This is a genomic window from Enterococcus aquimarinus (genome assembly GCF_001885765.1).
Classification (GTDB): Bacteria; Bacillota; Bacilli; order Lactobacillales; family Enterococcaceae; genus Enterococcus_I; species Enterococcus_I aquimarinus.
In genome coordinates, this window is sequence record NZ_JXKD01000002.1 from 148,741 (window position 1) to 161,319 (window position 12,579).

The window sequence follows — 12,579 nt, forward strand, 5'->3', positions numbered from 1 at the left end:
ATGGTGTTCCTCCTTTTCTTAAAATTCTAGTCCATTTTCGCGAGCTGCTGTTGCTAATGCTGCTACGCGGCCATGGTAAAGGTATCCACCACGGTCAAAGACTACTTCTTTAATACCTTTTGCTGCTGCACGTTCTGCGATTAATTTACCGACAGCTTGTGCTTGTTCAACTTTGTTTCCACCTGAAATCTCTTTATCTAAGGCAGAGGCACTTGCTAGCGTCACACCCGCTACGTCATCAATAATTTGAGCGTAGATGTTTTTGTTAGAACGGAAAACGTTCAAGCGTGGGCACTCAGCAGTACCAGAAATTTTATTACGTACACGTTTATGTCTATTTTGACGTGTTTTATTTCTAGCTGGTTTTGTAATCACAATTGTCACCTCTTTTAAATTGCTAGCCTAAGCTGCGCTTCGTAAAACAAAAGCTTTACGAAGATTATTTACCAGTTTTACCTTCTTTACGGCGTACAAATTCACCAACATAGCGAATTCCTTTGCCTTTATACGGTTCTGGAGGACGAACGCCACGAATATTCGCTGCTAATTCACCTAATACTTCTTTATCAATCCCTTTAACGATGACTGATGTGTTTGATGGAACTTCAATAGTAGTTCCAGCTGGTGCTTCGATTTCAACTGGGTGAGAGTAACCTACGTTTAATACAAGTTTTGATCCTTGTAATTGTGCACGGTACCCAACCCCAATTAATTCTAGTGTTTTTTGGAATCCTTCGCTTACGCCAACAATCATGTTGTTGAAGTTTGCACGAGTTGTTCCATGAATTGTTTTCATGTCTTTGCTATCATTTGGACGAGTGAATGTTACTTCGTTACCTTCGATATTCATTGTAATGTCTGAAGAGAAAGTACGAGTTAATTCCCCTTTAGGTCCTTTAACTGTAATGTCATTTCCGTTTTGTGTTACTTCAACACCTGCAGGAATAACAACTAATTTATTACCGATACGACTCACTTAGAGACACCTCCTTGTGTATTAAATTTCAAATTACCAGACGTAAGCGACTACTTCGCCACCAACGTTTTTAGCTCTTGCTTCTTTATCAGTGATGACACCTTCTGAAGTGGAGATAATTGCGATACCTAAACCGTTTAATACTTTTGGTACTTCGTCAGCTTTGACGTAAGCACGTAAGCCTGGTTTAGAAATACGTTTTAAGTTTGTGATAACGCGCTCACCTGTTCTTCCGTATTTAAGGAATACACGGATAACGCCTTGTTTATCATCTTCGATATATTCAACATCACGAATGAAACCTTCTTTTTTCAAGATTTCTGCGATTTCACGTTTAATTTTTGAAGCAGGTACTTCTAATACATCGTGTTTTACCATATTGGCATTACGAATGCGTGTTAGAAAATCTGCAATTGGATCTGTCATGACCATTAGATGTTTTACCTCCTTTATGCGAGTTTCTTGTTTACCAGCTTGCTTTCTTCACGCCGGGAATTTGACCTTTGTAGGCAAGTTCGCGGAAGCAAATACGGCAAAGTTTAAATTTACGATAAACTGAATGTGGACGTCCGCAACGCTCACAACGAGAATTTTCTTGTGTTGAGAATTTTGCCGGACGGTTGTGCTTAGCAATCATTGACTTCTTAGCCACGTAGTTCGCCTCCTTTTTTTATTTTTGGAATGGCATGCCTAATTGAGTTAACAATTCACGAGATTCTTCATCTGTGTTGGCAGTTGTCACAATAACAATATCCAGCCCACGTACTTTGTCTACTAAATCGTAATCAACCTCTGGGAAGATTAATTGTTCTTTTACACCTAAAGTGTAGTTTCCACGTCCGTCGAAAGCTTTTTTGCTTACGCCGTGGAAGTCACGTACACGAGGTAAAGAAACTGTAACTAATTTATCTAAAAATTCGTACATTCTTTCTCCACGTAAAGTAACTTTAGCTCCGATTGGCATTCCTTCACGTAAACGGAAGCCAGCGATTGATTTCTTAGCTTTTGTAATTAAAGGTTTTTGACCTGTAATAATTTGTAATTCTTCAACAGCTTTGTCTAAGGCTTTCGCATTAGAAACAGCCTCACCCACACCCATGTTGACAACAATTTTCTCAACTTTTGGTGCTTGCATTACTGATTTATATTCGAATTTCTCGATTAATGCTGGGACAACTTCTTTATTATATTTTTCTTTAAGGCGGTTCATTCAATAAGCCCCTCCTTCCTTAATTTGTAATTATTTATCAATAACTGCTCCGGATTTTTTAGAAACACGGACTTTTTTACCGTCAACTTCTTTATAGCCTACGCGAGTTGCTTCGCCAGTTGATGGATCAATCACCATTACATTAGAAACATGAATGGGTGCTTCCATCTCAACGATTCCACCTTGTGGGGCTGTTTGAGAAGGTTTTTGGTGTTTTTTCATAATGTTAACACCTTCAACAAGAACCTTATCTTTCTTAGGCATCGTTTCTAAAACGATTCCTTCTTTGTTCTTGTCTTTTCCAGTGATAACTTTAACTTTATCGCCTTTTTTAACAAACATTATTGTTTCGCACCTCCTTTGATAATGAGTAAGAATTATAAGACTTCTGGTGCTAGTGAAACGATCTTCATGAAGTTGTTTTCGCGTAATTCACGAGCAACTGGGCCAAAGATACGTGTTCCACGAGGGCTCTTATCATCACGGATAATTACCGCAGCATTTTCGTCGAATTTAATATATGAACCATCTGTACGACGTGCGCCTGATTTAGTACGTACGATTACAGCTTTAACGACTTCACCCTTTTTGACAACCCCACCTGGCGTTGCTTGTTTAACAGTAGCAACGATGACGTCACCGATATTAGCTGTTTTACGGCCTGAACCGCCAAGGACTTTGATCGTCAAGATTTCACGTGCGCCTGAGTTATCTGCGACTTTTAAACGACTTTCTTGTTGGATCACGATGTGTATCCTCCTTTCAGATTTTGCAAGTCAATCTATATAGGAAAATCTCCGGTGATTATAATTAAATAATCACTGCTTTTTCAACGATTTCTACTAGACGGAAACGCTTTGTAGCTGATAATGGACGAGTTTCCATAATTTTCACGATATCACCGATTTTTGCTTCGTTGTTCTCATCGTGAGCTTTGTATTTCTTAGAGTATTTCATTTGTTTGCCATATGTCTTGTGATTACGTTTTGTCTCTACAACAACCGTAATTGTTTTGTCCATTTTATCAGACTCTACTCGACCTTGGTAAACTTTGCGTTGATTTCTTTCCTCAGTCATACGCTAAACGGCCTCCTTCCAAATATTACTTTACTTGTTCACGCAATACAGTTTTAATGCGTGCAATCGATTTACGTACTTCTTTAATACGTGCAGTGTTTTCTAGTTGACCTGTTGCTAATTGGAATCTTAAGTTAAACAATTCTTCTTTTAATTGTTTTTCTTGATCTAGCATTTCGGCAGTGGTTAATTCTCTGATATCTTTAACCTTCATTCGATTCACCACCCATTTCTTCACGTTTTACAATCTTAGTCTTGATAGGTAATTTGTGTGATGCAAGACGTAATGCTTCACGCGCTACTTCTTCAGAGACACCGGCAATTTCAAACATGATTTTACCACGTTTAACTGGTGCTACCCATCCTTCAGGAGCCCCTTTACCTTTACCCATACGAACGCCGATTGCTTTACTTGTATATGATTTGTGAGGGAAAATTTTAATCCATACTTTCCCACCACGTTTCATGTAACGAGTCATAGCGATACGAGATGCTTCGATCTGGCGGTTAGTAATCCAGTGTGATTCTACAGCTTGTAAGCCATATTCACCGAATGCTATTTCTTTTCCACCTTTAGCTTCTCCGCGCATTTTGCCACGGAATTCACGACGGTGTTTTACACGTTTAGGTACTAACATGCTTATTTCCCTCCTTTCTCAGTGTTCTTTTTAGTTGGAAGAACTTCTCCACGATAGATCCACACTTTAACTCCTAGTTTTCCGTATGTTGTATCTGCTTCTTCCCATGCGTAATCAATGTCAGCACGTAATGTATGAAGTGGAACAGTTCCCTCAGAATATCCTTCGCTACGAGCAATATCTGCACCGTTTAAACGACCTGATACTTGAGTTTTGATTCCTTTAGCGCCAGCACGCATTGTGCGTTGGATCGCTTGTTTTTGTGCACGACGGAATGCTACACGGTTTTCTAATTGACGTGCAATTCCTTCGCCGACTAATTTAGCGTCTAAATCTGGTTTTTTGATTTCCACGATGTTGATGTGTACTTTTTTACCAGTTAATTTGTTTAGTTGGTTTCTTAGGTTTTCTACTTCAGAACCACCTTTACCGATAACCATACCTGGTCTAGCTGTATGAATAGATACGTTGACGCGGTTAGCAGCACGTTCGATTTCTACAGTTGACACAGCGGCATCAGCAAGTTTTGTTGCAATATATTTACGGATTTTTAAATCTTCGTGTAAAAAGGCTGCATAGTCTTTCTCAGCATACCATTTCGCATCCCAGTCACGGATGATGCCAACACGCATTCCAATTGGATGTATTTTTTGACCCACTGAATGTCCCTCCTTATTTTTCTGATACGACAACCGTCACATGACTTGTGCGTTTGTTGATTGGAGAAGCCGAGCCTTTTGCACGTGGACGGAAACGTTTCATTGTTGGTCCTTCGTTAACAAAAGCTTCAGAAACTACCAGGTTTTCAACATCTAAGTCGAAGTTGTTTTCTGCATTAGCTACTGCTGACATCAATACTTTTTCGATGATTCCAGCTGCTTTGTTTGGTGTAAATTTTAAAATTGCAATTGCTTCTGCAACGCTTTTCCCTCTTATTAAATCAATGACAAGGCGTGATTTGCGAGGAGAAACGCGAACTGTTTTAGCAGTTGCTTTCGCTGATGTAATTTGTTCTGCCATCTGTATATCCTCCCCTCAGATTAACGTCTTGTTTTCTTATCGTCAGCAACGTGTCCGCGATAAGTTCTTGTTGGTGCAAATTCACCTAATTTATGTCCTACCATATCTTCTTGGATGTAAACAGGTACGTGTTTACGTCCATCATAGACAGCGATAGTAAAACCGATAAAACTTGGGAAGATTGTTGAACGACGTGACCAAGTTTTAATAACTTTTTTCTTTTCAGCGCCAGCTTGTGCGTCGATTTTTTTCATCAAATGATCATCAACGAATGGCCCTTTTTTTAGACTACGACCCATGGTGAACCTCCTCTCAAAATGTGCAACACATGGTTAGTGCGATTATTTTTCATTACGACGACGAACAATAAGTTTGTCTGATTGAGCTCTCTTATTACGCGTTTTGTATCCAAGAGCTGGTTTGCCCCAAGGAGAAAGCGGTGCTTTACGTCCGATTGGTGCTTTACCTTCACCACCACCGTGTGGGTGATCGTTCGGGTTCATTACGCTACCGCGAACAGTTGGGCGTTTACGCATCCAACGAGAACGGCCTGCTTTACCAATGTTGATTAATTCGTGTTGTTCGTTACCAACTGAACCGATTGTTGCACGGCAAGTTGCTAAGACCATACGAACTTCTCCAGAGTTTAAACGGATTAAAACATATTTGCCTTCTTTACCAAGTACTTGTGCACTTGTTCCAGCTGAACGGATTAATTGTCCGCCTTTTCCAGGTTTTAATTCGATGTTGTGGATAACAGTACCCACTGGAATGTTTGCTAATGGTAATGCATTTCCTACTTTGATATCTGCTTCTGGACCAGAAACAAGTCTCATGCCTACTTCTAAGCCTTTAGGTGCTAGGATGTATGCTTTAACTCCATCTTCGTAGTGTACTAATGCGATATTAGCAGAACGGTTTGGATCATATTCAATCGTTTTAACAAGTGCAACAACGTTATCTTTGTTACGCTTGAAGTCGATGATACGGTATTGACGCTTGTGTCCGCCACCTTGATGGCGTACTGTAATGCGTCCCATATTGTTACGACCGGCATGGTTTTTTAATGGTGCTAATAGAGTTTTTTCTGGAGTTGCTGTAGTAATTTCAGCAAAGTCAGAAGTTGTCATATTACGACGACCATTTGTAGTAGCTTTATACTTTTTGATTGCCACGTCATTTTCCCTCCTATGTTGATAGATTGCGTCTCAGCTTTTACTCAGCTGAGAAAAATTCGATTGCTTTTGAATCTTCAGTTAATGTCACAATTGCTTTGCGACGTTTTTTAGTATATCCTGCATATTTTCCTACACGTTTAAATTTCGGACGGACGTTAATGACGTTTACGTCTTTCACTTTAACATCAAAAGCTGCTTCAACAGCTTGTTTCACTAGAGTTTTATTCGCACGCGTATCGACGTCGAAAGTATATTTCTTTTCGTCCATCGCTAGCATTGATTTCTCAGTGATTACTGGGCGTTTGATTACGTCTAATAAGTTCATTATGCAAGCACCTCCTCAATTTGAGTAAGAGCAGTTTGTGTTGCTAATACTTTATCGTTTGCTACGACGTCTAAAACAGTTACGTTGTTAGATGCGATAACAGAAACGTTTGGTAAGTTACGAGCAGACAATGCTGCAAAGTCATTACCTTCTTCTAATACGATTAATACTTTCTTATCAATTGATAAGTTTGCAAGAACTTGTTTAAATTCTTTTGTTTTTGGTGCGTCAAAGCTTAATGCATCAACGACAACTAATTTATTTTCAGCAACTTTTTCTGATAATACAGATTTAATTGCTAAGCGACGAACTTTTTTAGGAAGTTTGTAGCTGTATGAACGAGGTGTTGGTCCAAAGACAACTCCTCCTCCACGCCATTGTGGTGAACGAATTGAACCTTGACGCGCACGTCCAGTTCCTTTTTGTCTCCATGGTTTGCGACCACCACCACGAACAGCACTACGATTTTTAACCGCGTGGGTTCCTTGTCGTAATGAAGCACGTTGCATGATAATTGCATCGTAGACAACTGATTCATTTGGTTCGATTCCGAAGATTTCTTCGTTTAAAGTAACTTCGCCAATTTGGCTTCCATCTTGTTTAAATAATGCTACATTCGGCATTCCTTAGTTCCTCCTTTCTTCCTATCTAGTTTATTTAGCTTTCACAGCTGATTTAATAGTAATCAATGATTTTTTAGATCCAGGAATGTTTCCTTTGATTAGGATTGCATTGCGTTCTAAGTCAACGCGTACGATTTCCAAGTTTTGGATTGTCACGCGATTGCCACCCATACGGCCAGCAAGTTTTTTGCCTTTGAACACGCGGTTGGCAGCAACAGCTCCCATTGATCCAGGACGACGGTGGTAACGAGAACCGTGAGACATTGGTCCGCGAGATTGTCCATGACGTTTGATAACACCTTGGAATCCTTTACCTTTTGAAGTTCCTGTTACGTCAACGATATCGCCTGCTTGGAATACGTCAACTTTGATTTCTGATCCTACTTCTAAGCCCGCTAGCTCAACATTCTTGAATTCACGAATGAAGCGCTTAGGAGCCGTGTTTGCTTTTGAAACATGACCTTTCGCAGGTTTGTTACTTAATACTTCACGTTTGTCTTGGTAACCCACTTGAACAGCTTCGTAACCATCAGTCGCAACTGATTTTACTTGTAAAACAACGTTTGGCGTTGCTTCGATTACTGTTACTGGGATTAATTCGCCAGATTCCGTGAAGATTTGAGTCATTCCCACTTTTTTCCCTAAGATTCCTTTGGTCATGATTACACCTCCACTTTACTTAAATTATAATTTGATTTCGATATTCACACCAGATGGTAAGTCAAGCTTCATTAAAGCGTCAACTGTTTTTGGTGTTGGGTTCACAATGTCGATTAGACGTTTGTGTGTACGCATTTCGAATTGTTCGCGTGAATCTTTGTATTTATGTGTCGCACGGATTACAGTGTAAAGACTACGTTCTGTTGGTAATGGAATTGGACCAGACACGCTAGCACCAGTTCTTTTTGCAGTTTCTACAATTTTGTCCGCTGATTGATCTAAAATACGGTGTTCATACGCTTTTAAACGGATACGAATTTTTTGTTTTGCCATTTTTTTCCCTCCTCGCCTATTTCATAAGTAGACATAGCTCCACGAAAATTTTTCCGTCACACTCGTCCATGGCAAAGCGTCCGGGCGTGTCGCAACCTCTCGTTTCCTAGCCGGTAAAAATCTCTTTCTACCAATGCGTTCACCTCTTAATGTAAACAGCACCTGTATGATTATATTACGGATGAAGCATAATAGCAAGCCTTTTTGTCGCTTTTTTTGAAAAAAGTTGAAAAAAGTTGTAAAGCGCGGTTTTCATTCCTAAAAAAGGAAGAAAAAGAGGAATCCCCACGCTATTCTCCCTCTTTTCATCCTCACTCATACTGCTGAAATATGTTCTTTAATGGAAAATACAAGACAGACACTATTATCATGGTCGAAAGCACATTAATGACACTTGCTGGTAATTTGATTAGCGCACCCGTAAAAGCTGTGGACCAATCACTTCCCAATACATATAACATTACCGTATTTTTGGTTTGCGTCATCAGTAATTTACCGATACCCGTTAGGCCCCCAATGACTAAAAGTTGCCAAACCTTTGTCGGATGCTTTTTAAATAGAAGAAAGCCCGCAAACGCAAAACCACCCACAATGAAACTTTCAAAGAAAAAATAGGGCGCTTCTGTTAGATAACCATTTAACAGATCAAATAACAAAAAGCCTAAACCGCCTGCTAAGGAGCCTTTCTTATAACCTAACAGTAAGACTGCTAATAATAAAACCGCATTTCCTAAATGAACAAAGGCACCTGTTGGCATCGGAATCTTAATCATCGTCCCAATGACAGTCATTGCCGCAAACATTGCGACAAACAAAACTGATTTAATAGAAGACGCTCTAGTCATGGTTACTCACCTTACCGATCCGGTTTTCCGCTTGATGATACGCACCATGCCAAACATGGCCAACGTGCGGATTAATTGCGACCCCTTGTTTAATGGCTGCTGCAACGAAATCCTTCGCTAAAACGACGGCCTCTAGGACTGGCATCCCTTTTGCAAGTCCTGCCGTAATGGCCGCTGCAAACGTGCATCCTGCGCCATGGTTGAAATCTGTAGCAATCATTTCCCCTTCTAACACTTCAAAATCTTTGCCATCATAAAAAACATCAACCGCTTTTTCTGAAGCGAAACGGCGACCACCCTTCACGACGACATTCTTCACACCTCGTTGATGAATTAAGCGCGCCGCTTCTTTCACTTCGTCAAGCGTCGTCAAATCGCCCAATCCAGACAAAATCCCTGCCTCAACAAGATTAGGTGTCGCGATTAAACCATGCGGCAATAAATGATTTTTAATTCCTTCGACGCTTTTTGGTTGTAAGATTTGCGCCGTTCCTTTGCAGGCAATCACCGGATCAATCACCACATTCGTCACCTTCATTTTCTGAATCCATTCACTCGCGAGGATGATATTTTTTTCATTTCCCATCATTCCTGTTTTTAAGGCATCGACAGGACCACCGGCAAACACCGAAATTAATTGTTTCTCAAGGAGCGTGGTGGATAGTTCCGTTACTTCATGTGACCACCCTGCTGCAGGATCCATTGTCACAATCGAGGTTAGACTCGAAAAACCAAAGACACCATACTCTTGAAAGGTTTTTAAATCCGCTTGAATTCCTGCACCACCTGTTGAATCTGAGCCTGCAATAGTTAATACTTTCTTCACGTGATCTCCTCCAATTACTTTATGCCATAGTATACACAAGATGCCACTTGACGAAAACAGCCAATTGGACTATTTTTAAACCATCCACTTTTAAAAAAGGAGTGACTCGTCATGTGGCTACCCAGTAAAGAAAAAAAAGAACCACTATACCAACAAATTATCGAACATCTCATTCAACAAATTCAAATCGGTGAACTCCTCCCTGGAGACACTTTATTAGCTGAACGAAAACTTGCCAATCGATACCACGTCAACCGTTCAACTGTTGTCAGAGCGTTAGATGAACTGAATAGTATCGGCTGGATTGAACGAAAACATGGTAGCGGGACGATCGTATCAGAGAATCTGCCTTCTGCCAGACACATTCCGACTCCCTTAATTCGTTTACTTGGTCGCTCGCATTTTCAAGAAGATTACTACACTACCACAATCAAAGAACAACTAAAGGATCCACACACCCTTGATTTTTTCACAGGCGATTTGCCACTTGATTTAATTCCCGATTTTGAATTTCCCGCGATTTCTTGGGAACATTTGATTACGGAAGAAAAAAAAGTGACTGCGAGCGGCTATGAACCTTTAAAACAATACATTCGCAAAAAATTAATTGAAGAAATGGCGCTTCCTAGTAAAAACCAAGAAGTCTTAATCACTTCTGGGTCTACACAAGGGATGATTCTTTTACTGCAAAATCTCTTGAAACCCGGTGATTGCGTCGCAACAGAAGATCCTTCCTTTTTATTTTCCTTGCCTATTTTCGCGCCATTAGGAATTGAATTAGTCGGAATCAAACAAGACGAAGAAGGCATGAGTTGTCGTGAACTAGAAAAAAACATTCTTCAAAAAAGAATTAAACTATTGTATTTAAATCCCAATTATCAAAATCCGACGAGTCAAACGATTTCATTATCTCGACGAAGAGAGCTCATCGAACTTTGTAAAAAATATGAAATCCCCATTATTGAAGACGATGTGTTTGCGGACTTTGACTTCACAACACCGCTACCCACCCTGAAACAATTAGCGCCCGAACAAGTCATCTATTTAGGTTCTTTTTCAAAACTATTTAGCTCACGCATTAAAATCGGTTGGATTTACGCAAGCGACCCCTTAATCAAGCGCTTAACGTTAACAAAACAACAAACCGAACAAGAAACTGAACTTTTCCCACAACTGTTAGCAACTTCTGTTTTAACGGCTAATGACTATCCAATGAAACACCAACAGTTGCGCAATCAGTTGATACAACGCCGTGATTATTTTGTTGAAGGGATGGAGTCACTAAAAGAATTCTGGTCCTATGAAGCAATCCAAGGTGGGCTTTATTACTGGGTCACTTGGCGAGGTGGTCCTTTATCCCGAACTCAATGGGGACTTTTCCTTGAAGAAAACCTCGCCGTCGCCCCTTCCTTTTTATTTGGTCGTGACAGCCAACACTTTCGGATGAATTACACACGACTAAACGAAGAGAACCGCATGCTGTTTTTTGAGAAAATGAAAAAAATTACAGACATTTTGAAACAACAAAAAAAAGAGCGTTAAAAGTACGAATACTTTTAACACTCTTTTCATTTTTTTAGCGACTATTATTTAGTAATAGTAGTTACAACGCCTGAACCAACAGTACGTCCGCCTTCACGGATTGAGAAGCGAGTTCCTTCTTCGATCGCGATTGGGTGGATTAAAGTAACGTCGATTGTTACGTTATCGCCAGGCATTACCATTTCAGTACCTTCTTGTAAGCTAACAACACCAGTTACGTCAGTTGTACGGAAATAGAATTGTGGACGGTAGTTAGTGAAGAATGGAGTGTGACGTCCGCCTTCTTCTTTACTTAATACGTAAACTTCTGCTACGAATTCAGTATGTGGAGTGATAGTTCCTGGTTTAGCTAATACTTGTCCACGTTGGATTTCTTCACGAGAAACTCCACGTAATAAAGCACCGATGTTATCGCCTGCTTCAGCATAGTCTAATAATTTACGGAACATTTCAACACCTGTTACAGTAGTGTTTTTAGTTTCTTCTTCGATACCAACGATTTCTACAACGTCTCCAACGCGAACTTGTCCACGTTCAACACGGCCTGTAGCAACAGTTCCACGACCAGTGATTGAGAATACATCCTCAACTGGCATCATGAATGGTTTGTCTGTATCACGAACTGGTGTTGGGATATACTCATCAACAGCAGCCATTAATTCAAAGATTTTCTCTTCGTAGACAGGATCGCCTTCTAATGCGCGTAAAGCAGAACCCGCAACAACTGGAGTGTCATCGCCTGGGAAATCGTAGTCAGATAATAAATCACGAACTTCCATTTCTACTAATTCTAATAATTCTTCATCATCAACCATATCCATTTTGTTTAAGAATACAACGATGTATGGAACACCAACGTTACGAGATAATAAGATATGCTCGCGAGTTTGTGGCATTGGACCATCAGCAGCAGATACTACTAAGATAGCGCCATCCATTTGTGCAGCACCAGTGATCATGTTTTTAACGTAATCCGCGTGACCTGGGCAATCCACGTGAGCGTAGTGACGGTTTTCTGTTTCGTACTCTACGTGTGAAGTAGAAATTGTAATTCCACGTTCGCGCTCTTCTGGAGCACCATCGATTGAAGCGTAGTCAGAAGCTTTAGCCCAACCTTTTTTAGATAATACAGTTGTGATTGCTGCTGTTAAAGTAGTTTTACCATGGTCAACGTGGCCAATAGTACCAATGTTTACATGGGGTTTAGAACGGTCAAATTTTTCTTTTGCCATTTTAAATGTTCCTCCTAAAATAGATAATTTTTATTTTTTATTCTGATAAGTAAGCAATCTTCGTAAAGAATACTTGCCCATATCATCGCTAACA

General features: G+C 40.1%; 22 protein-coding genes. 1 reads left to right on the plus strand and 21 read right to left on the minus strand.

Annotated features, from left to right (window positions below):
* Positions 1–18 precede the first annotated feature (18 nt).
* The 20 genes from rplR to thiD all read right to left on the minus strand — a co-directional run bounded on the left by rplR (position 19) and on the right by thiD (position 9,711).
* Positions 19–375 (minus strand): 50S ribosomal protein L18, encoded by a 357-nt coding sequence (gene rplR, locus RU93_RS02390; RefSeq protein ID WP_084131134.1) that lies wholly within the window; start codon positions 373–375, stop codon positions 19–21.
* Positions 376–439: 64 nt separating this feature from the next.
* Complete coding sequence (gene rplF / locus RU93_RS02395) at positions 440–976, minus strand: 50S ribosomal protein L6 (protein ID WP_071874020.1); 537 nt, start codon at positions 974–976, stop codon at positions 440–442.
* Positions 977–1,009: 33 nt separating this feature from the next.
* Positions 1,010–1,408, minus strand: coding sequence for a 30S ribosomal protein S8 (gene rpsH / locus RU93_RS02400; RefSeq protein ID WP_071874021.1), 399 nt, complete (start codon positions 1,406–1,408; stop codon positions 1,010–1,012).
* A 34-nt stretch (positions 1,409–1,442) separates the two neighbouring features.
* Positions 1,443–1,628: a type Z 30S ribosomal protein S14 gene (locus RU93_RS02405; RefSeq protein ID WP_071874022.1), complete on the minus strand. Its 186-nt coding sequence runs from the start codon at positions 1,626–1,628 to the stop codon at positions 1,443–1,445.
* An 18-nt stretch (positions 1,629–1,646) separates the two neighbouring features.
* Entirely contained in the window at positions 1,647–2,186 is a 540-nt protein-coding gene (gene rplE / locus RU93_RS02410; protein ID WP_071874023.1) for a 50S ribosomal protein L5, read from the minus strand.
* A 30-nt stretch (positions 2,187–2,216) separates the two neighbouring features.
* On the minus strand, positions 2,217–2,528 hold the full coding sequence (gene rplX, locus RU93_RS02415; protein ID WP_071874024.1) for a 50S ribosomal protein L24: 312 nt from the start codon (positions 2,526–2,528) through the stop codon (positions 2,217–2,219).
* 35 nt (positions 2,529–2,563) lie between these two features.
* Complete coding sequence (gene rplN, locus RU93_RS02420; RefSeq protein WP_010766218.1) at positions 2,564–2,932, minus strand: 50S ribosomal protein L14; 369 nt, start codon at positions 2,930–2,932, stop codon at positions 2,564–2,566.
* A 64-nt stretch (positions 2,933–2,996) separates the two neighbouring features.
* Positions 2,997–3,263, minus strand: a complete 267-nt coding sequence (rpsQ, locus tag RU93_RS02425; protein ID WP_071874025.1) for a 30S ribosomal protein S17 — start codon at positions 3,261–3,263, stop codon at positions 2,997–2,999.
* Between the two features lie 25 nt (positions 3,264–3,288).
* On the minus strand, positions 3,289–3,477 hold the full coding sequence (rpmC, locus tag RU93_RS02430) for a 50S ribosomal protein L29 (protein WP_071874026.1): 189 nt from the start codon (positions 3,475–3,477) through the stop codon (positions 3,289–3,291).
* Entirely contained in the window at positions 3,467–3,901 is a 435-nt protein-coding gene (rplP, locus tag RU93_RS02435) for a 50S ribosomal protein L16 (RefSeq protein ID WP_071874027.1), read from the minus strand. The genes rpmC and rplP overlap by 11 nt, the downstream gene beginning before the upstream one ends.
* Positions 3,902–3,903: 2 nt before the next feature.
* A complete protein-coding gene (gene rpsC / locus RU93_RS02440) occupies positions 3,904–4,560 on the minus strand; it encodes a 30S ribosomal protein S3 (RefSeq protein ID WP_071874028.1) in 657 nt (218 codons plus the stop codon).
* 13 nt (positions 4,561–4,573) lie between these two features.
* On the minus strand, positions 4,574–4,921 hold the full coding sequence (rplV, locus tag RU93_RS02445) for a 50S ribosomal protein L22 (protein ID WP_071874029.1): 348 nt from the start codon (positions 4,919–4,921) through the stop codon (positions 4,574–4,576).
* A gap of 20 nt (positions 4,922–4,941) precedes the next feature.
* A complete protein-coding gene (gene rpsS, locus RU93_RS02450; protein WP_071874030.1) occupies positions 4,942–5,220 on the minus strand; it encodes a 30S ribosomal protein S19 in 279 nt (92 codons plus the stop codon).
* A gap of 42 nt (positions 5,221–5,262) precedes the next feature.
* Complete coding sequence (rplB, locus tag RU93_RS02455; RefSeq protein ID WP_071874031.1) at positions 5,263–6,096, minus strand: 50S ribosomal protein L2; 834 nt, start codon at positions 6,094–6,096, stop codon at positions 5,263–5,265.
* A 40-nt stretch (positions 6,097–6,136) separates the two neighbouring features.
* Positions 6,137–6,424, minus strand: a complete 288-nt coding sequence (locus RU93_RS02460; RefSeq protein WP_071874032.1) for a 50S ribosomal protein L23 — start codon at positions 6,422–6,424, stop codon at positions 6,137–6,139.
* On the minus strand, positions 6,424–7,047 hold the full coding sequence (gene rplD, locus RU93_RS02465; protein WP_071874033.1) for a 50S ribosomal protein L4: 624 nt from the start codon (positions 7,045–7,047) through the stop codon (positions 6,424–6,426). The genes RU93_RS02460 and rplD overlap by 1 nt, the downstream gene beginning before the upstream one ends.
* 30 nt (positions 7,048–7,077) lie before the next feature.
* A complete protein-coding gene (gene rplC / locus RU93_RS02470; RefSeq protein ID WP_071874034.1) occupies positions 7,078–7,707 on the minus strand; it encodes a 50S ribosomal protein L3 in 630 nt (209 codons plus the stop codon).
* Between the two features lie 24 nt (positions 7,708–7,731).
* Positions 7,732–8,040, minus strand: a complete 309-nt coding sequence (rpsJ, locus tag RU93_RS02475) for a 30S ribosomal protein S10 (RefSeq protein WP_005880808.1) — start codon at positions 8,038–8,040, stop codon at positions 7,732–7,734.
* Between the two features lie 311 nt (positions 8,041–8,351).
* The gene (locus RU93_RS02480) at positions 8,352–8,885 is read right to left on the minus strand and encodes an ECF transporter S component (RefSeq protein WP_071874035.1); all 534 of its coding nucleotides are present in this window, start codon (positions 8,883–8,885) and stop codon (positions 8,352–8,354) included.
* A complete protein-coding gene (gene thiD / locus RU93_RS02485) occupies positions 8,878–9,711 on the minus strand; it encodes a bifunctional hydroxymethylpyrimidine kinase/phosphomethylpyrimidine kinase (protein ID WP_071874036.1) in 834 nt (277 codons plus the stop codon). The genes RU93_RS02480 and thiD overlap by 8 nt, the downstream gene beginning before the upstream one ends.
* A gap of 111 nt (positions 9,712–9,822) precedes the next feature.
* Here thiD and RU93_RS02490 point away from each other — a divergent pair, with 111 nt between their 5' ends.
* Entirely contained in the window at positions 9,823–11,253 is a 1,431-nt protein-coding gene (locus RU93_RS02490; RefSeq protein ID WP_071874037.1) for an aminotransferase-like domain-containing protein, read from the plus strand.
* Between the two features lie 44 nt (positions 11,254–11,297).
* Here the strand turns inward: RU93_RS02490 and tuf are convergent, their stop codons facing one another.
* Positions 11,298–12,485, minus strand: a complete 1,188-nt coding sequence (tuf, locus tag RU93_RS02495) for an elongation factor Tu (RefSeq protein WP_071874038.1) — start codon at positions 12,483–12,485, stop codon at positions 11,298–11,300.
* Positions 12,486–12,579 lie beyond the last annotated feature (94 nt).